Source organism: Enhygromyxa salina, from assembly GCF_000737335.2.
GTDB classification, from domain to species: Bacteria; Myxococcota_A; Polyangia; order Nannocystales; family Nannocystaceae; genus Plesiocystis; species Plesiocystis salina_C.
The window spans coordinates 1-20,726 of record NZ_JMCC02000045.1; the positions used below are offsets into that span (position 1 = coordinate 1).

Genomic DNA, 20,726 nt, shown 5'->3' on the forward strand with positions numbered 1-20,726 from the left:
AGCGCGTAGCCGCCGTCTCGAACGACGAGAAGCGCACAGAAGACCCGTGAGGGTCGCTCCGGGCACAATAAGAGGGCGTTGCGAGTGCACCACCGAAGCCACAGCCCGCCCTCGCCGACAGCGATCCATGACAACGCAAAGTAGCGTCTTGAGCCCTCCGTGCCCGGAGCGACCCTCACGGGTCGTGCGCGCTGCCCCATCAGCACATCGAACCCCGCACCCGCTCACCGAGGCGACGTCCATGCAAACTGATTGGCGCTCTCGCGGCGAAAAATCACACCTGTCCCATCGCGGACAGCACGAGCATCGTCAGGTAGCCGGCGTAGGCCAACACCAGTACCCCGCCCTCGATCCGGTTGATGCGGCCCTGCTTGCCGTAGCCAATCGAGAAGACCAGCAACAACAAGGTCAGCCCGCCCATCACGGCGTAGTCGCGCTCCAACAGCCCAGGCTCGAGCGCGCCCGGATCCAGCAGCGCGGGGAACGGCAGCACCGCCAGCAGGTTGAACACGTTCGACCCCAGCACGTTGCCGATCGCCATTTCGTGCTCGCCGCGAAACGCCGCAGCGGCCGTGGCCGCGAGCTCGGGCAGGCTCGTGCCAATCGCGACGATCGTCAGACCGATGATCAGATCGCTGACCCCGAGCCAAGTGGCGATCTTCGAGGCGCCCCAGACCACGCCCTGCGAAGAAGCCATCAGCAGCGCAAGGCCGATCCCCAACCACAGCGACGCCCGGCCGTAGCCAACCACCGGCGGCTTGTCTTCGTCCTCCGTCTCTGCGGCCTCGCGGCTGCTGCGGACCGAGCGAAGCAAGAACAGGATCAGCAGCACGATCAGCACCCCACCGTCGCGCGCCGTCAGCTCGCCATCGATCAACAGCAACGCCCCCAACGCCGTGATCCCGATGACGACGGGCAGCTCGCGACGCACGATGTCTCGGTGCAAGGTGATCGGCTTGATCAGCGCGCTGACCCCAAGCACCAGCGCGATGTTGGTGATGTTGCTGCCCACCACGTTGCCAAGCGCGATGCCGCCGCTGCCTTCGATCGAAGCCACCGCCGAGACCAGCATCTCGGGCGCCGAGGTCCCAAACCCGACGATCACCATCCCGACCAACAGCGGCGACACGCCCAGCCGACGCGCGAGGCTGGAGGCGCCGAACACGAAGCGGTCCGCGCCCAACACCAGGCCCGCGAGCCCAACGACCACCACAACTCCGGCAAGGACGAGATCCACGGACCGTCAGCATACGCGATGTCTCGCACGCGATCCCCGAGCCGCGCGCTCGCCAGCCGCGATCGCGTGTAGTGGCGTTCGCGCCCGCGATTCGGGCTTCGGATCACCTGAGAGCTTACGCACCGCCCCACCCTTCGACCCCACCTTGGGCTGCACACGGCCCTGCGGCGCGCGAGACCCCTGCTCGCGCGAGCTGCTTCCAAGTCTGGCCTGACGTGTTATCCACCGGCCGATGAGCGACAGCGTCGCAGCGCGACCGGGGATCTCCGTGGTCGTCCCGGTGTTCGACGAGGTCGACTCGCTCGAAGAGCTCTACCAGGGCATCACGGCTTCGTGCGATCGGATCGGCCGCGGTCACGAGATCGTGTTCGTCAACGACGGCAGCCGCGACGGCTCGGATCGCAAGCTCGACGAGCTCGCAACCCGCGACCCCAACGTTCACGTCATCCACTTCCGCCGCAACTTCGGCAAGTCACCGGCGCTCGCCGCCGCGTTCGAGCGCGTGCAGGGCGACGTCGTGCTGACCCTCGACGCCGACTTGCAGGACGACCCTTCGATGATCGGCGAGTTCGTCGAGCGGATCGACGCGGGCGCCGATCTGGTCTCGGGCTGGAAGAAGCGCCGCAACGATCCGATCGGCAAGACCTTCCCCTCGAAGGTGTTCAACTTCATCGTCCGTCGGCTCAGCGGGATCCCGCTGCAAGACTTCAACTGCGGGTTCAAGGCCTACCGGATCGAGTGCATCCGCGAGCTGTCGGTGTACGGCGGCTTTCACCGGTTCTTGCCGGTGCTCGCTGGCTCGAAGGGCTTTCGCATCGAGCAGCTGGTCGTCAACCATCGGGCGCGCAAGCACGGCGTCAGCAAGTTTGGCGTCAAGCGCTTCTTCGACGGGATCCTGGATCTGCTCACGGTGCTGCTGGTCACCAAGTACCGCACCCGGCCGCTGCACTTCTTTGGGGTCCCCGGCATGGCGCTCAGCGGCGCCGGGGTTGGCTTGCTGATCTACCTGACCGTCCTGTGGTCGATCGGCCAGCCGATCGGCACCCGGCCGCTGCTGACCCTGGGTGTTTTGCTGACGATCATGGGCCTGCAGTTCGTGTGCTTTGGCCTGCTTGGCGAGCTGTTGGTCCGCACCACCGTCGCGCCCCGCGAGATCTACTCGATCCGCGAGTCTGTGCGTCGCCCACAGACCGCGCCCGCCGGCCTGAGCTCGGGTACCCGCAGCGCCGAGATCATCACCAGCGAAGACGCGCCGCGCCCCGATCCCGCCGCCGCGACCCGCAGCGACATCCCGATCATCCGCCCCGAACCCGCGGGCGACTGAAGAGAGCCCACCATGTCCTCGCCCCAGCTCGACGAACGCAGCTCGAACCAGCGCAAGCACGAGAGCCGCAACCCGATCCAGCGCGCGCTGATCGACAACTTTCACGCGCAGGCGATCAAGCTGATCCGCCGTGCCCAGCCGTCAACGATCCTCGAGCTCGGCTGCGGCGAGGGCTACGTGCTCAGCGCCCTCGCAGACGCCAACATCAACGCCGAGCTGACCGGCGTCGAGCTCGACAGCCGCGCGGTGAAGATCGCCCAGCAGCGGCTTGGCGAGCGCGCGACGATCGAGCACCGCGACGCGCGCGAGCTCGCCGCTGACGGCCGCCGGTTCGACATGGTCGTGATGCTCGAGGTCCTCGAGCACATCCCCGAGCCCGAGCAGATGCTGCCGATCCTCGACCAGCTCAGCAACGGCTGGCTGCTGCTCAGCGTGCCGTGGGAGCCAGCGTTTCGCGGGCTCAACCTCATGCGTGGCAAGAACATCACGCGGCTGGGCAACGATCCGGACCACGTCAACCACTGGGGCCGCAAGGGCTTCTCGCGCTTCATCGGCTCGCGCTTCGACATCATCACGATGCCGCAGGTGTTCCCCTGGACAATGGCGCTCGCGCGCTCGCGCTAGCAGGCACCGCGTCCACGGCCCACGGCCCACGGCCCGCGCCCGGCGGCCACCGCGTGAGCGATCAAGGCGACGACAATCGGCGCCGACATGGCGACGCCACCGACACAGCTGCTACCCTGGACCTGATCCATGAGCAGCGGCAAGACATGGGCGGGCATCGCCGCGGTCGTAGCGGCGCTGATCGCTGGCGGCGTCGCGCTTCGCGTGTGGGTGTTCCCTAGCGCGGACCCCAGCTCGGCCGCGCAGTCAGGCCCGGTCCCGGTCGAGGTCGCGGCGACCAAGCGCGGACCGATCGAGCGGCGGCGCGAGTTCACGGGCACGCTCGAGGCCGCGGCCGAGTTCACCGTCGCGCCCAAGGTCGGCGGCCAGATCGAGCACATCGCGGTCGACCTCGGCGACACGGTCACGCACGGGCAGCTCGTCGCAACCTTGGACGACAGCGAGCTCAATCAGGCCGTCGCCCAGGCTCAGGCCAACCTCACCGTGGCCCAGGCCCGAGTCCGCGCGGCCGACAAGGTCGTCGAGGTCACCCGGCGCAGCTTCCAACGTATCGAGGGCCTGCGCGGGCGCGACATCAACTCGGAGCAGGACATGGATCTCGCCCGCTCGGACAAGGCCAAGGCCGAGGCCGAGCTCGAGGTCGCGCGCGCCGAGGTCACCCGGGCCCGGGCCGCGCTCGAAGCCGCCAAGATCCGCCGCGACTACACGGAGATCCGCGCGTCGTGGAGCGCGGCCGAGCCCGGCGACACCCGCCTGGTGGCGGCTCGCTACACTGACGAGGGCGCGATGCTCGGGGCCAACGAGCCGCTGCTGCGGATCGTCGATCTCGATCCGGTGATCGTGGTCGTCCACGTGACCGAGGCCGACTACGCCGAGCTCGCCATCAACATGCCGATCACGCTGCGGACCGACGCCTACCCCGGGGTCGAGTTCGAAGGCGCCATCGCTCGCATCGCGCCAGTGTTTCGGTCCGAGTCGCGCCAGGCCAGGATCGAGATGCGGGTGCCCAACACCGACGGCCGCCTCAAGCCTGGCATGTTCGTGCGCGCGCGCGCGGTGCTCGAGCGCCTCGACGAGGCCACGATCGTCCCAGCCGCGGCGCTGGTCGAGCGCGGCGGCGAGCAGATCGTGTTCGAGGTCGACGCCAGCGGCGAGACCGTCCGCATGCGCGCGGTCGAGGTCGGGGTCCGCGAGGGCGAGCACGTCGCGGTCGAGGCCAAGGATGGGGCCGCGATCTCGGGCCAGGTGGTCACGCTCGGGCAGCAGCAGCTGGTCGACGGCGCCGCGATCGTGATCCCAGAGCGCCGGGTCCCGGCCGGAGGAGCCTCGAGTTGAAGATCGCCAAGGTCAGCGTCGAGCGCCCGGTGCTCACGATGATGCTGACGTTGATCGTCGTGGTCCTTGGGGGGGTCGCGCTCGGGCGCCTGCAGATCGACCTGCTCCCAGAGATCGAGCTCCCGACCGTCACGATCCGAACCGAGTATGAGGGCGCGAGCCCCGAGGTCATGGAGCAGCGGGTCACAACGATCATCGAGGAGATCGTTGCGACCGTGCCCGGGGTCGAGCGCCTCGAGTCCACCTCGTCCGAGGGCGACTCCAGCGTCACGGTCAACTTCGGCTGGGGCGTCGACGTCGACATGGCCGCGATCGACGTCAACGCCAAGCTCGAAGACGAGATCAACGAGCTGCCCGACGACATCATCCGCCCGCGGGTCAGCAAATTCGACGTCGGCAGCTTCCCGGTCGTGATCCTGGGTATCTCCAGCGAGCTCGATCCCGTCGAGCTCACGACCTTGGTCGACGAGCAGCTGCGCCACCGCTTCTCGCAGATCCCCGGCGTCGCCCAGGTCGATCCCTGGGGCGAGTTCAAGCGTGAGGTCCGGGTCGAGCTCGACCCCGCCAAGCTCCGGGCGATCGGGATCCCGCTCGACGAGATTCGTCAGGCTCTGCTCGACGCCAACCTCGATCTCCCAGCTGGAAAGATCGAGCAGGGCCAAGAAGCGATCTCGGTGCGGGCGCCCGCGCAGTTTCGTGATCTCGAGCAGATCCGCGCGACCGTCGTCGGGGTGCGCAACGGCGCGGCGATCGAGCTGCGCCAGATCGCCGAGGTCCGCGACACCTACGAAAAGCTCGAGCGCCTCGCCCGAGTCAACGGCGCCCGCGGGCTCCGCCTGGCGATCCGCAAGCAGTCCGACGCCAACACCGTCGAGGTCGCGCAGCGGGTCCTCGAAGAGGTCGTGGCCATCAACCGCGACTTCCCGCAGATCCAGGTCGTCCCGGTCATCAACCAGGGCAACTTCATCGAGCGCTCGATCTCCAACGTGGCCCAGTCGGTCCTCTATGGCGGGATCCTGGCGGTCGTCGTGCTGCTGTTCTTCCTGCGTAACCTGCGGAGCACCGCGGTGATCGCCGTGGCGATCCCGGTCTCGCTGATCGCAACCTTCGCGCTTGTCTACTTCGTCGGCCTGACCTTGAACCTCATGACCCTCGGCGGGCTCGCGCTCGGGGTCGGGATGATGGTCGACAACTCGATCGTCGTGCTCGAGAACATCTTTCGTCGCCGCGACCAGCTCGGCGAGGACATCCGCGCCGCCGCGGTCGCCGGAACCGCCGAGGTCGGGCCCGCGATCGTCGCGAGCACGGTCACGACCCTGGTCATCTTCCTGCCCCTGGCCTTCGTCGGCGGCGTCTCCGGGGTCTTGTTCGCGGATCTAGCGATCGTGATCGCGTTCAGCCTGATGTGCTCGCTGCTGGTCTCGCTGAGCCTGGTTCCCATGCTCGCCGCCAAGCTCCTGCGCCGCCGCGACCCCAGCGAGCGCGCGATCTGGATCACCCGCTTGGTCGCCCGCGCCGATCGGGCCTTCGCCGCGCTCGACGCCCGCTACGCCAGCTTGCTCGACAGCGCCCTGCGTCAGCGCACCGCGACGATCCTGTTCGCCGCGATCGCGCTCGGGGCCAGCTTGCTGCTGCTGCCCACGATCGGGACCGAGTTCCTTCCGGCCAGCGACGAGGGCGAGGTCCGGGTCAGCGGCGAGCTGCCGATCGGCTCCAAGCTCGACCTCATTGATCGCCAGACCCGCCTGCTCGAGTCCCACGTCTACCCGGCCGTGCCCGAGACCCTGTCTTCGGTCGTCAGCGTTGGCGCCGGCGGGCGCAACCCGGAAGAAGCGTTCCGCGGGGAGATCCGGCTGACCCTGAGCCCGGCCTCCGAGCGCGATCGCTCGAACACCGAGATCGCCGACAGCCTCCGCGAGGAGCTCGTCGGCAAGATCCCCGGCATGGAGGTCCGCACCCGCGCGCCGCAAGGGCAGTTCTTGCTCGAGCGGATCCTTGGCGGCGAGGAAGGACTGACGATCGAGGTCCGCGGGTTCGAGCTCGAGACCCTCGACCGCCTCGCCAAGCGCGCGGCCGAGGTGATCGTCGACATCCCGGGGATCACCGACGTCGACGTCAGCCGCGAGGCCGGGGTCCCGCAAGCGACGATCGAGGTCGACCGGGCCAAGGCCGCGAGCTTGGGTGTCAGCCCCCGCGACGTCGCCGTCGCGCTCGAGACCGCCGTCGCCGGGGCCCAGGCCGGCGAGTACCGGATCCGCGGCTACTCCTACCGGATCCTGCTCCAGCTCGCCGACGCCGAGCACCTCCCGCTGTCCGAGATCCTCGAGCTGACGATCCGAACCGACAGCGGCGAAGAGGTCGCGCTGCGCAACCTCGTGACCAGCGAGGCCGGCCGCGGGCCGATCGTAATCGAGCGCAAGGATCAGCAGCGCATCGTCAAGGTCACCGCCAACGTCGCCGGCCGCGATCTCGGCTCGGTCGCCGCCGACGTCGAGACCGCGCTCGCCACGATCCCGCGCCCGCTCGGCTACGACTTTCGCGTGGCCGGCAGCTTCGAGGAGCAGCAAGAGGCGTTCGCCGAGCTCTTGGTCTCGCTCGTGCTCGCGCTGCTGCTGGTCTACATGGTCCTCGCGGCCCAGTACGAGTCGCTGCGCGACCCCCTGATCGTCATGCTCTCGGTTCCGGTCGCGGCGATCGGCGTGCTTGGGGTCCTCGCCGCGACCAACACCACGCTCAACGTCCAGAGCTACATCGGCTGCATCATGCTCGGGGGGATCGTGGTCAACAACGCGATCTTGCTCGTGGATCAGGCCCGCCGACTCCAGGCCGAGGATGGGCTCGATCGCCTCGCGGCCGCGCGCGAGGCCGGGCACCGCCGGCTGCGGCCGATCTTGATGACCACGGCGACGACCGTGCTCGCGCTGCTGCCCTTGGGCTTGGGGATCGGTGAGGGCGCGGACGCCCAGGCCCCGATGGCACGGGCGGTCCTCGGCGGGCTGGCGGCCTCGACCCTGCTCACGCTGGTGCTGATCCCGGCGGTCTATACGCTCGTGCATCGCGAGCCGAACCGACGCGACTAGATCTCCCGCGGGCGCGTGTGAGCGCGGCGGCCAGCCTCGCAGGTGGCCCCCGCTCGCAACCGCAGCTGTGTAGAATTCACCCCGAACCAAAGACCACGCGGCCGATCGTCTTGCCAGCATTTCCCCGCTCGACGCCGGGGTCACATCACCACAAATCCCGATCGACCGAATAGGCCCCAGTCACAGGTCGGGACGATCAGCCCGAGACCCCACCGCGACGTCGGCCGCCCCGCTCACGCGCTCCCGAGCCCACACAGGCTTACTTCCGCGGCGGTGGACGTGGGACATACATGGGCATGTACAGCCCAGTCATGGCTCGCTCACGCCCCGTGTCCGCACCGATCCGCGCGCGGCCGCTCGCTCGGCGCACGCAGATGATGGCCCGCGGGCCCGGCTGGCGCCTGGTCGAAGGTGAGGCTGACAGCTGGCACGTCGCGCTGCGGCGCGAGGTCGATGATCCCGTGCGGACGTGGGCCCACCTGCTTCGCACCATTCGCAGCATTGCGACCACCCACCGCTTGCGCCCGATCTTGATCGATCTGCGCGACGCCCAGCGGCTCAGCGGCGCCGCTGCCCAGGCCGCCGGGCTGCTGCTCGCCGAATTCGAGCAACGCGGGCTGCGAATCTGCACAATCGTCGGCCCCGACTTGATCCACGCGGCGCGACTGCAGCACTTGATCAGCTTCCACGCGCCGACCTGCGGCGGGAGCTTCTTGACCGAAGACGATGGAATCGAGTGGATCCGCACCGGGCCACCGCCCGTCGCCGCGCCGCTCCGCCCGCGCCACGGTGGGCTTAGCGTCGCGCCGCCGCGGGTCTGAGCCTCGCCAAGCCCGAATCCTGGCGCCACCACGCGTCGGCAATTGGGGTCAGTCGAAGGGCACCACAACGTGCCTCGACTGACCCTCGAGCGCGCCCGCACGCTCCTTCACTGCGGCGGCCGAACCTCGAGCCCGCCGCGGGCCTCGATCTCGGCGCGCAGCTGCTCGATCGCGGCGGTCATCCGCTCGCACACCGCGTCCGCGAGGCGCTCGGGATCGTGGTCGTGCGCGGCCGGCTCGATCGGCTCGAGCACCCGCAGCACCGGGTAGATCTTGCGCTCGAGCGTGAACACCCAGCTATCGCGGGGCAGCGTCTCGTGGGTGCCAACCATGATCACAGGCAACACCGGCTTGTTGGACTCGCACGCGAGCACGAACGCGCCGCGCTTGAACGGTCGCATGTGCCGGGTCGTCGAGCGGGTCCCCTCGGGGAACATGGCGATCGTGTTGCCAAGCTCGAGCTGCCGCCGACACTTCGCCATCATCCGCTCGCGGCTGCGCTTGTCGCCCCGCTTGATCCCGACGTAGCCGGCCATCGCCATCATCCAGCCCAAGAACGGCAGCGCAAACAGCCCGCGCTTGGCGACCCACCGGAACTGCTTGCGCAGCGAGAACATCGTGAGGATGTCGCCGCTGGACTGGTGATTGCACACCAGGACGTAGGCCTGATCTGCGCGCATGCGCTCGGCGTGCTCGACGACGATCGTCCAAAACGGCGACACGGCGTGGAGGTGGTTGGCCCAGGTGTAGGCGTACCAATGCGAAAATCGGCGGCGGCGATCGAAGGGGGTGATCACCAACCACGGGATCACGACCGCGAACCAGAACACCGTGAGGCTTGCGACGAGGTACAGCCAAAACCACGCCGAGAACAATTTGACGCGACGCGAGGGTGCTCGGGGCTGTGGCGGGGCGCCCATCGGGTAGGACGTTCAGCCCGCGTAGCGATCTGTCGCGTCAACCAGCGCCGAGACAATCCCCGGCTCGAACGCCGAGTGCCCAGCATCTGGCACGATCGTCAGCTCCGACGCCGGCAACCGTTGATGCAGCTGCCAAGCATTGCGCACCGGGCAGATCACGTCATAGCGACCGTGCACAATCGATGTCGGAATGTGGGCAATACGATCGCAGGCGTCCAGCAGCTGGCGATCGTGCTGCAAGAACCCACCGTTGACGAAGTAGTGACACTCGATCCGCGCGAACGGCAGGGTGAACCCGGGGTCTTCGCAGTGGGCCTCGACCTCGGGATCCGGCAGCAAGGTCGCGACCCGACACTCATACAGGCTCCAGGCCGTCGCGCAGCGCGAGCGCTCGACTGGATCCTCGCCGGTCAGGCGCTTGTGATACGCCGTCAGCAGATCACCGCGCTCGGCTTTGGGGATTGGGGCCAGGAAGTCCGCCCACGCGTCGGGGAACAAGGTCGCCGTGCCACCGCCGTAGAACCACGCCATCTCGGCGTCGGTGAAGGTGAAGATGCCGCGCAGGACCAGCTCGGTGGTTCGCTGTGGGTGGGTCTGCGCGTAGGCCAGCGCGAGGGTGCTGCCCCACGAGCCGCCAAACACCTGCCAGCGATCAATGCCCACGTGCTCACGAACCCGCTCGATGTCTTCTACGAGCGCCCACGTGGTGTTGTCATCCAGCGACGCGTGCGGGCGCGAGCGACCGCAGCCGCGCTGGTCGATCAGCACCACCCGGTAGCGCTGCGGATCAAAGAAGCGCCGGTGCTTGGGATCGGTGCCACCGCCAGGACCGCCGTGCAAGAACACGACGGGCTTGCCCTTGGGGTTGCCGGACTGCTCCCAGTACAGCTCGTGGATCGGCGACACCCGGAGAAAGCCGCTCTCGTACGGGGTGATCGCAGGATACAGGGAGCGGGGCTGCGGCACGGGCAGAGCTTGGCAGACGAGGGCGGCGTCGTCTAGCGCCGTGCGAGGCCTGCGCACACCCGCGCGGCGCGTTGGCGCACCCCCTCGCCTCGCGCGGGCCTGGACTGCAGGCACGCTGCGATCTGGGTCAGGCTGCAACAACAGGGGTGTGGCAGTCGATTTGCTGGACCGTCGGTCAGGTCGTCGGCGGTCTCGTGCGGCGTCATCGCTGGCGGTGGACTCGGATGCAAGTTGGCAGCGAGCGGCCTGTGCGAGCGCCTGAGATCGCGGGTGTACCCACGCCTGCGGGGGCGACCGATGCGAGCACGCATCGAGCTCGCGAACACGGCACCAGCCGGCGGGCCGCCGCGACCACGCCGCATCTGACCGTCAGCGTCCGCGTGTGGCGTCTTGGGTCGCATCGAAGCTCAAAAAAATCTGATCCCCAGGCAAGCGCGACGGCGGCTCGAAACGCATGACGGGTGCTATGTGGACCAGGTCATGATCGACGCAGTGATCGACCGAATCCGAGCGCTCGACCTCGATCGCGAGCACCGCGCGTTGACCGAGCATGTGAGCGTGATTAGCCCGATCGCGCTCGAGCTGCTCGCCTACGAGAAGCTCACCTCGATCGGGCACGAGGCCCGCTATGTCGCCGGTATCCAGCTGCGGGTGGTCCACGAGCTCGCCGCCAAGCTGCGCTGGGTCGAGCGGCTCACGACCAGCCCGCGCGTGGACCCGGGTGTTCGCATCGCGCTCTCTGGGCTGCTGCGCAATCTTTGCCGCGAGTCGGAATTGCTGCCAGTGATCGACTCCGAGGCGACCGTGCTGCTCGAGTCTGCCACGCTGTTTCACTCGTTGCTGTCGCGCTTGCGCCCGTGGCTGCCCCCGATGGTGCTCGCGTTCGAACCCGACCTCGTCGTCGAGATGTTGCAGCTTGGGATCCCCGACTACCTGCACCCGCTGCTGCGCCAGCGCTTTGAAGACCTGTGGGAGCTGTTTCACGAGCTTCGCCAGCAGCCCTCGACGGGGCTGAGCGTCGCGCCGACTCAACAGCCCTCGACCCCGCCCGCGCCGCCGTGGACCACGCCGCGCTGGGTCAGCCCCTGGCTCGACTGCGGCGACGCGTTTCCGGGCGCGGCCTCGAACACGAAGCGCGACAAGCTAACCGGCTGAGTCCCGAAACCGATCGGTCGCGCGCACCAGACGGTCGACCGTGCCCGGCTCGTAGGACGAGTGGCCGGCGTCCTCGACGATCTCGAGCTGGGCTTGCGGCCAGACCCGCGACAAGTCCCAGGCCGACACCATCGGGCACACCACGTCGTAGCGGCCCTGCACGATCACGCCGGGGATATGCCGGATCCGATCGATGTCGCGCAGCAGCTGGGCGTCGACCTCGAAGAACCCGCGATTGACAAAGTAGTGGCACTCGATCCGCGCGAACGCGAGGGCGAACGCGTCTTCGCTGGCGTGATCCGTGTAGGCGGGCCTCGGCAGCAAGAAGCTGGTGCTGGCCTCCCACACGCTCCACGCCTTCGCGGCGATCTGCCGGACCTCGGGGTCGGAGCTGGTCAACCGTCGGTAGTAGGCGCTCATCATGTCGCCGCGCTCGTCGACGGGGATCGGCGCGAGGTAGGCCTCCCACGCGTCGGGAAACACCTCGCTCGCGCCCGACTGGTAGAACCACAGCAGCTCCTTGCGGCGCAGCATGAAGATCCCGCGCAGGACCAGCTCGGTGACCCGCTCGGGGTGGCGCTGGGCGTAGGCCAGCGCGAGCGTGCTGCCCCACGAGCCGCCGAACACTTGCCAGCGCTCGATCCCCAGCAGCTCGCGCAGCGCCTCCATGTCGGCGACGAGGTGCCAGGTGGTGTTGTCCTCGAGGTTGGCGTGGGGCGTGCTCTGGCCGCAGCCGCGTTGATCGAACAGCACGATCCGGTACGCCGCCGGATCGAAGAAGCGCCGCTGCGCCGGCGAGGTCCCGCCCCCAGGGCCACCGTGCACGAACACCACGGGCTTGCCGGCTGGGTTGCCCGAGACCTCCCAGTAGACCTCGTGAGTGTTCGAGACCCGCAGGTGGCCGCTCGCGTGCGGGTGGATGTCGGGGTACAGCTCGCGCCGACCGTGCAGGGTGCTCATGCTCGCTCGCTCCCCTCGGTGGCCAAGTGGGTCGCCAGCTCGGCGGGGGCCTGGACCAGCTCGATCAGCACGCCCTCCCCCGAGCGCGGGTGCTCGTCGGTGGGCTTGGGATGGATGAAGCAGACATCGTGGCCGGACGCGCCCTTGCGGATCCCACCCGGAGCGAAGCGCACGCCCTGCTGCTTCAACCACTCGACCGCGGCGGGGAGATCGTCGACCCACAGACCAATATGGTTGAGCGCGGGCTCGGACACCTTTGGCCGGCCCCCGGGATCGAGCGGCTGCATCAGGTCGATCTCGACGGCGCCCGAGCCCGCGCCGAGGCGAAGGATGTCCTCGTCCACGTTCTCCGCCTCGCTGCGATGGCTGCCCACCTGCTGGACCCCGAGCAGGCCGATCCACAGCTCGCACAGAGCTGACTTGTCGCGACCACCGATCGCAACTTGCTGAAGGCCGAGCACACGGAACGGGCGAGGGTGAGGCATCGCCGCGGAGCATAGCGCCAAAGCGCGCATGAGTTCGCTGCCCTTGGTGAAACAGTCTACGAACGCCGCCTGCAAGCGGGCGAGAAGCCCTCGCCCGAGCTGAAAACAGTTCGCTGCCCTCGGTGAAACAGTCTACGAACGCCGCCTGCAAGCGGGCGAGAAGCCCTCGCCCGAGCTGAAAACAGTTCGCTGCCCTCGGTGAAACAGTCTACGAGAGCGTCCGCAAGCGGGCGAGAAGCTCTCGCCCGCGCTGAAAACGATCTCCACGCCCAGCTGCAGCCGAACGGTGCCAAACTGAACGCGCTGCCAAACCCGGACGGGGGTCCACGCGAATTGCCACGCAGGGCACCAAGGCGCGATAAGCTGTTCGCGTGGCAACGAATGACATCGAGCTGCTCGCGGCCTGGCGCGAGGGCGACCGCGACGCTGGCGGCAAGCTGCTCACGCGTCACTTCCGATCGCTCTACATGTTCTTTGCGACCAAGGTTGGCCACCAAGTCGAGGTCGAGGATCTGGTCCAGCGCACCTTCACGGGCGCGCTCGAGGGCATCGGCCGGTTTCGCGGCGACGCGGCCGTCAAGACGTGGCTGCTGGCGATCGCCCGCAATGTGCTGCGCCAGTGGGCGTGGGAGCGCAAGCGCAAGCGCACCCGCGAGGCACAGATCGGCGACAGCTCGATCGCGGATCTCGGGGTGGGTGTCAGCACCGCCTTCGCCCAGGCCCGCGAGCAAAAGCTGCTGGTCACCGCGCTGCAGCGCATCCCGATCGACGCGCAGATGATCCTCGAGCTGTACTTTTGGGAGCGGCTCAAGGCCCGCGAGCTCGCGGTTGTGTTCGAGATCCCCGAGGGCACAGTGCGCGGTCGGATTCGCAAGGCGAAGGCCCTGCTCGAGGCCGAGCTCAACGAGCTGACCCGCACGGGGGAGGAGCTGGCTTCGGTGATGCAGGGGCTCGAGACTTGGGCTGGGGAAGTTGCGAATCAAGTCGCCGAGCTGGGGCTCGAGCGACGCGACTAGTCGCATTGGGAGGGCTCGCGGGGAGGCGCGATGCTCACGCATTCTGCGACCCCGCATCGGATGTCTCATCCGCCCACGTTGGCCGACCCGGGCAGCACGAGAGACAAGGCGCTCGGTCGTGCTCAGTGACCTTGGAAGATGAACGCCTCGCCGTCGCCCGCAGGACTCTCGTACTCGAGCTGGTGGGTCGCACCAAACACGAAGTCGCTGCCACCGTCGCCATCAAAGTCACCGGCGTGGACCTCGAGGCCGAACGCCTGGCCGACGTCGCCGTAGAAGCGGTGGCCGCCGATGCCCAGCGCGCCGACATCGACGCGGCGCTGGCGGGGATCCTTGGGGTCCTCTTGCATCGCGCAGGTGAAGCTCCCGAGGTCGTCATCCCACCAGCAGTCGAACTGCGCCGGCAGCTCGAGCCACACCCCCGCGTCGTAGGCCAGCGCCCACGCTTCATTGTTGCCGCTGCCGATCAGGATCGCCGGCCCGTATACACCCTGGGCGAGGATCGGGTGATTGATGCGGTTGTAGAGCTCCCCCGCGAAGCCGCCCGCGGCGACTGAGCGGCCGAGCTGATCGGTGATCGTCGAGCTCTCGTAGATGGTGTCGGCGACGTCGCTCGCGCGGCTGATACCCGCGAGGATCCGATCGGCGCCGATCCCCTGATCCTTGCCGCCGAGGACCACGTAGGTGCGACCGCGGCGGTCCCAGTTCGAGCAGGCGGCTTGGCACTCGCGCGCGGGCGCGCCGACGATCAAGTCCTCGTATCCGTCGAGGTTGAGATCGTCGCTCGCAATGTCGAAGCCGAAATTATTTCCGACGGCCTCGGCCACGATCAACGCAATGTCCTGGTCCTCGTAGTCGCCGTCACGCAAGCTGTACACGGCGTCGAACTGCGCGCGACCGTAGACGATCGCAACCGAGCCGCCCCAGTTGCGCCCGCCGTTGATCGCGTCGCCGTACGAGCCGATCAGGAGCTCGTCGAAGTCGTCGCCGTTGAAGTCGGCGGTGCCCAGCGAGCAACCGCTGCGGCCCGTACCCTTGAAGATCGCGGTCGCATCGGTCACGCTCGTCGGCGACTGGACGCCGTCGAAGTCGAACACGTAGGCTTCACCGATGCCCTCGTACAGGCCCGCTCCGACGTCGCAAGCCCCAGCTCCGAGCTCGGCAATGCCGTCGCCGTCGTAGTCGCCGACGCTCAGCGACCAGCCGAGGTAGTCATTGCTCGCGCCGCCGGTGATGGTGTGGTCGGCGCTGCCGATGCCGAGCGTGCTCTGCTGCGGGAGTGGGCCGTCGAATACGTGGACCTGCCCGCGACCATTCGACAGACTCGGCGAGGCGACGATCAGATCGTCGACCCCGTCGCCGCCGAGATCACCGACCGCGACCGACCAGCCCGTCTCGGCCGCCGCCGGCCCCTCGATCGTCACGTCGGCCATCCCAGCCTCGAGCACGGGCGCGTTGGCCAGGTCGATCGGACCGTAAAACACGTAGACTCGGTTACCGTGGGCTTGCTGCGGCGCGGTCACGACGAGGTCGAGGTCGCCGTCCCCGTCCAGATCTCCGCTGCTGATCTGGAAGCCGAAGCGATCGCCCTCCTTTCCGATCGCGTAGCCTTCCGCGTCGTATGCCGGGATGTTGGGGAGCGAACTGAAGATGAGCGTGGTGGCAATTGTAGTAATCACGGGTTCACAGTCTCGAGCGCGCCCCAATTGGATCAACGCGCGTTTGAGAGGATTCTCCGCTGGGTATGGAGCAGCGCGCGGGCCCGATACATGGCATAGATCAAGTACGCAGGCGCACAAATTGCCGCGTGAACATCGCATGTTCATGGGCGTGAGTCACAGGCCCACGCTCAATGGTCGGTCGCCGAGGCTCCTGCACAAGCCTGCTATTCGCGGATCGACCGCGACGACGGCGAAGATGCCCACGCGCGGATGCGTGACGACCTCGAGCTTCGTGCCCGATTGCTCGAACCCCGAGGCCGTGAACGCCGGGACGATGCGCCCGCTGATCAACGTGACCAACACGACGACCCGACGTGGCCTTTTGTCCGCGAGAATCGTTGATTGCGTCCGTACCCCATGACGCCCGCAAGATTTGGGGCAAGGAGGCTATCGTCGTTTGCAGGGAGGCGTTCAACAAGTCGCACAAGACCAAGGGCGGGGGTTCCAAGCTCGACGGCCAGGCGATGACCCTGGACTCCCAAGCTTGCAACAATTCATGCGATCGCACCAACGCCTGCTAGCAAGCGGCGCACTGCGGCATCGAGCCTGCCCCCAGCCGCTGCAGAGGCACGCCCGATTCACAGCAAATCGGACTCCGGTATACTGCGAGGCCGAGTCGACAACGGCAGGAGCGACCCCAGATGTGCCTGGGGTCATGAATTCTAGCTGATTACCGCTCTTGCAGCCCGTCGCAGTGGCCAGTTCAGACCCACCCGAGGTCGTCGAGCAGCACGTACGCAGCCGGCAGCACCACCAACACCAACAGCGTGCTCGCGGCCAACCCAAACACGATACTCGTGGCCACCGGGATCAGCATCGGCACCATGGAAGGACATGCGATGGGGTCCGGGGGTGGCGCGAACGTCGCGCCGCTCATTTTAGGCGTGTGGCTCGGCAGACGAAGTGGGCCCGGGCTGAGTCGGGTCCGCGAGCACCCGCGCGATGTCGTCGGGCTTGTTGGCTATCTTGACCAAGGGCATCGCACCGCGGCAGCGGGGGCAGATCATATGACGCCAGGGCCGGCTGCTCCTGCGCGAGCAGATCGGGCACGGATCCTGAGTTAGTCAAAAGGGGCAGCGAAGCCCCTCCGACGGGTTAATAACCCACAGAATTCATTGAGTTTTCTTGTCCCGCCTGCCGTGCTCGCGGTCGCACGCACCCTCGACGCCCCCGCGCTCGTGCTCGCGCTGGAAGCGATCACCGCGGTGCGAGAGTCGCCGCTATCAATTCGAACCCGCAGTAAGTAGGGTGAAGTCATGCGCGAGGATTTCAGAGGTTCGAGCTGCCTGCCGACACTCATCGCCGCGTGGCTCGCCCTCGCTGGGGCTGCCGGCTGTGAGCAAGACACCGTGCAGATCCACGAGGTCGAGTGTGAGGACGATGCAATCGGGTGGCAGCTCGACTTCGCCGGGCTCATCGCGCTGCCGCTGGCCGAGTTCGAGGTCGAGTGTGCGAGCGGCTGGGGTCACGGGGTCAAGACCCGCGCCGCGAGCGAGGTGATCGAGATCCCCAACGGTTTTCAGTGGATCCAACCCCACCCGCAGGGAGGATTGCTGCTCTTGCCCTACGGTCGCGAGTCGCTGTGGAGCGAGAGGCTCGGGGTCGAGGTGGCGAAGGACTCGCTCGTGTGGCTCGACGACCAAGCCGAGAAGGTCCGCTGGCTCCGCGACGATCTACGCTATCGCCAGCCCAACGTGGTCTCGACCGCGACCGGGACCGAGCTGTGGGTCTGGGGCTACGACGATGAGCAGGACTACCTCTCGCGGATCGAGCCGAGCACTGGCGAGCTGCTCGAGCGCGTCACGTGGCCCGCGGATGAGCCGAGGACGATGTCAGCGGCGTGGCCCGAAGACGGCGGGCTGTGGGTGATCACGCGGGAGAGCTACGACGACGACGGCGAGGTCTACGCGCTGCAGCGAATGTCGAGCTTCGCCGAGGCTGGCCCGGTCCTGCGCACCTTCGAGAGTCCCCGCGTCACGCTCGGGGACGGCACCAGCGGCGTCTTCGCTGTCAGCCTTTACCCAACGCCCGGCGGTGGCCTGCTGTGGGGGCACTCGGGCCTGTTCGAGTCCCTCGCCGAAGATGGCAGCTTGCGCTGGGTGCTCGAGGAGCCCCACAGCTTTCGCGTCGTCGACGAATACGGTGGTTTCCTGCTCGGCGGCGTCCATGATGGCGGCGAGCTCGACGACCAGCAGCTCGGCCTCTCGCTCCAGCGACGCTCGCTCGAGGACGCCAGCGTGCTGTGGACCCGCGTCCACCACCGCTACGACTTCGCGAACGAGCCGCGGCCCAACGATTGGCTGGTCGACACCGCGTGGGGCCACGCCGCGCGTGCCGAGGGCGGCTACCTGATCGCCGGAGGTCACGCCTACCCCGCGTCGAGCTGCCCCCAGCAGCCGATCGTCTGGGCGATCGATATCGACGGAGAGGTCGAGTGGGCCCACCGCGTCGAGACATGCGGTAGCCTGATCGTAGCGACCCGGCGAGTCGACGGGCGCGCGCTGACCCTCGGCTTTAGCTATGCAAACGGAGACGCCTCGAACGGGGCGACCAAGGCGCGCTGGCTGCAATACTTCGATCTGTGACGCGGGCCCTTCGCGCGAGCAGTCGACGCCGGAAGTATGTGCCAGCGAAGCGATTTTAGCTCGGGCACCGGGGCTACTCACTCTTGCACGTACGCGGACATCAACATCAGCGTCGCCCACGGCTTGTCGCTGCCTTGAATGAGCTCGACGTGCATGGCCAGTGAGAGGGCGCCGGCTTCCATCAGCTCTGGCGGCACCTCGAACTCGCGCACGTCCTGGGCGAACGCCGCGAAGCCTTCCACCCTGTGTCCCGGGTTTCGCTCGGCGATCTCCGCGAGCGCCTCGTCGAGCGCCTCGTCGACGCTGGCCCGGCCATTGGCGACGCGCTGGCTCGCCGCGGTTCGTTTTTAGGGGAGACTTGGACCTGGCGAGACGAGACCCAACATTTGTTGAGGATGAACCGATGAGCGAAAAGCCGAAACTGAAGAGCATCGAGGAACAGGACGCCTGGGATGTGTATCTGCTACTCGAAGAAATGAACGCGTTCTTGCACCAACCGACGAACTACGCTTCGGCCTGTGACATTAGGAACTGGTTGGAAAGCGGGGTCTATGACCGACTGAAGAAGGCCTACTACGACATCGGGAGCAAGTGGTTCCCGGTTGACGAGGAGACGGGGTGCGTCCACGGTCCAGGCGGAGAACTACATGACGACGACTAAACGAGCCACCGATGGCGCAGCGCGCGCAGTCGTGTCCATTCGTGTCGTCCCGCGACCGATCCGGCTCACCCGTGAAGGTGAATCGCCAGCTGCGAGCACGCACCGAGCGGTGCGTCGACACAGCCTTGGTTGGGTCGTCGCGGTGTTCAAGGGCTCGGCGTCGACTCAGGCTCTACGTCCACGATGACGACGGCGGGATCTGTGTCTGGATCGAGGCCGCCGTCCAGCATCTGTTGGCGGATCGCCTCTGCGACCTCGGGATCGAGCCAGCCCATGGTGAGGAGCTCATCGACGCCGCCCAGCGTCAACTCGGCGTCCCGGCGGAAGACCCCGGGCACGTCAGTGAGCTCTGCGGTGTACATGCTTTCGGTCAGGCACTGCGTGAGTTCATCGGGCTGGGCCGGGGAGCCCTCGACTTGAATCTCTTCGACGATCGCGCCCAAATGCTCCGTTCCCATGAAAGTGACGGTGATTCGCACGGGAGCCTGGCCCTCGCCGACGAAGGTCTCGCACCCCGCAACGAGAGCGCTGACCTCGGGCGCGAGGTTGTCGAACCACTCTTCGACCCCGATCGTCTCGGCGATGTCTGCTCGCGAGCCGTCGTTCTGCCTCGCCACCAGGTCGCGCAGGGCGGGTTCGGACAGAATTTGCTTCTTCCGTGCGATCCACTCGTCTCTCGCTCGTACTTGCGCGATCGATTGTTGCGCCTCCGTAGATCCGGTGCGCGGTGGGGTCACGGCCTTGGCCACGCGACCCGCAGGCGTGGTCTGTTCGTCTGCGTCGTCTGTGTCGACTGTGTCGTCTGTGTCCTCCCAGAGGAGGTAGAACAGCGCGCAGACGAGCGCCGCCAAACATGCAAGGACCCACGCTGATGTGCTTCGACTCGACATAGCGCGCCATGATAGCGAAGCAGGCGGGTCGTCTCAGTCTCGCGCCTCACGTCGCGCACGCGCTGCGATCGTAGATAGAGCCCGACGTGCTCGAGGCGTTCATCGTCTCGTTGCGCCGCTCACCTCGGCGCCAAGCGCGCGCGCCGTCAGTCTGCGCTTTGTCGACGATGACCGCGCTCGCTATTTCCCCGCCGTCTCGCTTCCACGCCTCGAGGACTTCGGGTGGGTCCGCTTGCAGCCACTCGCCCCTTCTTTCCTGTAGACCACGGCGCCAGCGTGGCACCACGCCCGTTCCCACGCCCAGCTCAGTTGTGCATGCGCGGCTGCTCGCGAGGGGCCGCCTCGATCACCGAGGCTTCGTGGGCCGCGAGCTCGGCCAGCCGCCCTTGCAGTTCGGCCTCGTCGATCTGCACACACCCCCGCGCGAGCTCGACGTAGGTCGCGTGGTGCCGCGCCTCGCTGACGAGCAGCCCATTGTAGAGGCCATACAGCTCATGCAGCTCGTGACCCGGTGCATCGCCGCCGCGCTCCGCCAGCGCGCCCGCGATCAGCTGCATCCGCTCGCAGCTGCGGGCTTCGATCAGCGAGCAGCACAGCAAGATGTCGAGCAAGCGCCCGGGCTCGTGCTTGCGGGTCGCGGCCATCAACCGGGCGGCGTAGGGGCTGGGCTCTTGACGCACGAACTCGCCGCCCCTGCGCCGGATCAGCGCGACGACCTGCTCGAAGTGCTCGAGCTCCTCGCGCGCGAGCGCCGACATCGGCATCATCAGCTGCGGCCGGTCGGGGTAGCGGAAGATCATGCTGAGCGCGGTCGAGGCCGCCTTCTTCTCGCAGTGGGCGTGATCCAGCAAGATCGCGTCCATGTGCTCGAGGGCCCACTGGCCCCAGCGTTCGTCGGTCCCGGCCGCGAGGTGCAGCATCGGCGCGAGTGTACTTGTATGCTGCG

19 protein-coding genes are annotated in these 20,726 nt (G+C 67.6%); 9 read left to right on the top strand and 10 right to left on the bottom strand.

Annotated features, from left to right (window positions below):
- Positions 1-274: 274 nt before the first annotated feature.
- Complete coding sequence (locus DB30_RS18150; RefSeq protein WP_052550630.1) at positions 275-1,237, bottom strand: calcium/sodium antiporter; 963 nt, start codon at positions 1,235-1,237, stop codon at positions 275-277.
- Positions 1,238-1,469: 232 nt separating this feature from the next.
- On the opposite strand from DB30_RS18150, the gene DB30_RS18155 reads away from it, so the two are divergent.
- From DB30_RS18155 to DB30_RS18175, 5 genes are all read left to right on the top strand, one after another.
- Complete coding sequence (locus tag DB30_RS18155; RefSeq protein ID WP_052550632.1) at positions 1,470-2,561, top strand: glycosyltransferase family 2 protein; 1,092 nt, start codon at positions 1,470-1,472, stop codon at positions 2,559-2,561.
- Between the two features lie 12 nt (positions 2,562-2,573).
- The gene (locus DB30_RS18160; protein ID WP_052550635.1) at positions 2,574-3,185 is read left to right on the top strand and encodes a class I SAM-dependent methyltransferase; all 612 of its coding nucleotides are present in this window, start codon (positions 2,574-2,576) and stop codon (positions 3,183-3,185) included.
- A 129-nt stretch (positions 3,186-3,314) separates the two neighbouring features.
- On the top strand, positions 3,315-4,520 hold the full coding sequence (locus DB30_RS18165) for an efflux RND transporter periplasmic adaptor subunit (protein ID WP_052550637.1): 1,206 nt from the start codon (positions 3,315-3,317) through the stop codon (positions 4,518-4,520).
- Entirely contained in the window at positions 4,517-7,600 is a 3,084-nt protein-coding gene (locus tag DB30_RS18170) for an efflux RND transporter permease subunit (protein WP_052550639.1), read from the top strand. Before DB30_RS18165 ends, DB30_RS18170 begins: the two co-directional genes overlap by 4 nt.
- A 311-nt stretch (positions 7,601-7,911) precedes the next feature.
- Positions 7,912-8,421: a hypothetical protein gene (locus DB30_RS18175; RefSeq protein ID WP_146659449.1), complete on the top strand. Its 510-nt coding sequence runs from the start codon at positions 7,912-7,914 to the stop codon at positions 8,419-8,421.
- Positions 8,422-8,528: 107 nt separating this feature from the next.
- Here DB30_RS18175 and DB30_RS18180 read toward each other — a convergent pair whose 3' ends face one another.
- Both DB30_RS18180 and pip (DB30_RS18185) read right to left on the bottom strand, forming a co-directional pair.
- A complete protein-coding gene (locus tag DB30_RS18180) occupies positions 8,529-9,341 on the bottom strand; it encodes a lysophospholipid acyltransferase family protein (protein ID WP_146659451.1) in 813 nt (270 codons plus the stop codon).
- A gap of 12 nt (positions 9,342-9,353) precedes the next feature.
- On the bottom strand, positions 9,354-10,313 hold the full coding sequence (gene pip / locus DB30_RS18185; protein ID WP_052550732.1) for a prolyl aminopeptidase: 960 nt from the start codon (positions 10,311-10,313) through the stop codon (positions 9,354-9,356).
- 486 nt (positions 10,314-10,799) lie between these two features.
- Between pip (DB30_RS18185) and DB30_RS18190 the strand changes: the two genes are divergently transcribed.
- A complete protein-coding gene (locus DB30_RS18190) occupies positions 10,800-11,462 on the top strand; it encodes a hypothetical protein (protein ID WP_205633018.1) in 663 nt (220 codons plus the stop codon).
- Here the strand turns inward: DB30_RS18190 and pip (DB30_RS18195) are convergent.
- Both pip (DB30_RS18195) and DB30_RS18200 read right to left on the bottom strand, forming a co-directional pair.
- Positions 11,451-12,422 carry a prolyl aminopeptidase gene (pip, locus tag DB30_RS18195; protein WP_052550647.1) on the bottom strand — a complete coding sequence of 324 codons (972 nt, stop codon included), beginning with the start codon at positions 12,420-12,422 and terminating at the stop codon, positions 11,451-11,453. The genes DB30_RS18190 and pip (DB30_RS18195) overlap by 12 nt on opposite strands.
- Positions 12,419-12,907, bottom strand: coding sequence for a VOC family protein (locus DB30_RS18200; protein ID WP_052550734.1), 489 nt, complete (start codon positions 12,905-12,907; stop codon positions 12,419-12,421). Before DB30_RS18200 ends, pip (DB30_RS18195) begins: the two co-directional genes overlap by 4 nt.
- Before the next feature lie 371 nt (positions 12,908-13,278).
- Between DB30_RS18200 and DB30_RS18205 the strand changes: the two genes are divergently transcribed.
- A complete protein-coding gene (locus tag DB30_RS18205) occupies positions 13,279-13,923 on the top strand; it encodes an RNA polymerase sigma factor (protein ID WP_052550649.1) in 645 nt (214 codons plus the stop codon).
- A 122-nt stretch (positions 13,924-14,045) separates the two neighbouring features.
- Here the strand turns inward: DB30_RS18205 and DB30_RS18210 are convergent, their stop codons facing one another.
- Positions 14,046-15,602, bottom strand: coding sequence for an FG-GAP-like repeat-containing protein (locus tag DB30_RS18210; RefSeq protein WP_052550651.1), 1,557 nt, complete (start codon positions 15,600-15,602; stop codon positions 14,046-14,048).
- Positions 15,603-15,758: 156 nt separating this feature from the next.
- Positions 15,759-15,947 (bottom strand): hypothetical protein, encoded by a 189-nt coding sequence (locus DB30_RS18215; protein WP_052550653.1) that lies wholly within the window; start codon positions 15,945-15,947, stop codon positions 15,759-15,761.
- A 953-nt stretch (positions 15,948-16,900) separates the two neighbouring features.
- On the opposite strand from DB30_RS18215, the gene DB30_RS18220 reads away from it, so the two are divergent.
- On the top strand, positions 16,901-18,229 hold the full coding sequence (locus DB30_RS18220) for a hypothetical protein (protein WP_052550655.1): 1,329 nt from the start codon (positions 16,901-16,903) through the stop codon (positions 18,227-18,229).
- A gap of 77 nt (positions 18,230-18,306) precedes the next feature.
- Here the strand turns inward: DB30_RS18220 and DB30_RS18225 are convergent, their stop codons facing one another.
- A complete protein-coding gene (locus DB30_RS18225; RefSeq protein WP_153258357.1) occupies positions 18,307-18,471 on the bottom strand; it encodes a hypothetical protein in 165 nt (54 codons plus the stop codon).
- A gap of 161 nt (positions 18,472-18,632) precedes the next feature.
- Here DB30_RS18225 and DB30_RS18230 point away from each other — a divergent pair, with 161 nt between their 5' ends.
- Entirely contained in the window at positions 18,633-18,890 is a 258-nt protein-coding gene (locus tag DB30_RS18230) for a hypothetical protein (protein ID WP_052550657.1), read from the top strand.
- 146 nt (positions 18,891-19,036) lie between these two features.
- On the opposite strand, the gene DB30_RS18235 is transcribed toward DB30_RS18230, so the two are convergent.
- Together DB30_RS18235 and DB30_RS18240 are read right to left on the bottom strand one after the other, a co-directional pair.
- Positions 19,037-19,639, bottom strand: coding sequence for a hypothetical protein (locus DB30_RS18235; RefSeq protein WP_146659460.1), 603 nt, complete (start codon positions 19,637-19,639; stop codon positions 19,037-19,039).
- Between the two features lie 446 nt (positions 19,640-20,085).
- Positions 20,086-20,700 (bottom strand): MiaE family protein, encoded by a 615-nt coding sequence (locus tag DB30_RS18240; RefSeq protein WP_052550661.1) that lies wholly within the window; start codon positions 20,698-20,700, stop codon positions 20,086-20,088.
- Positions 20,701-20,726 lie beyond the last annotated feature (26 nt).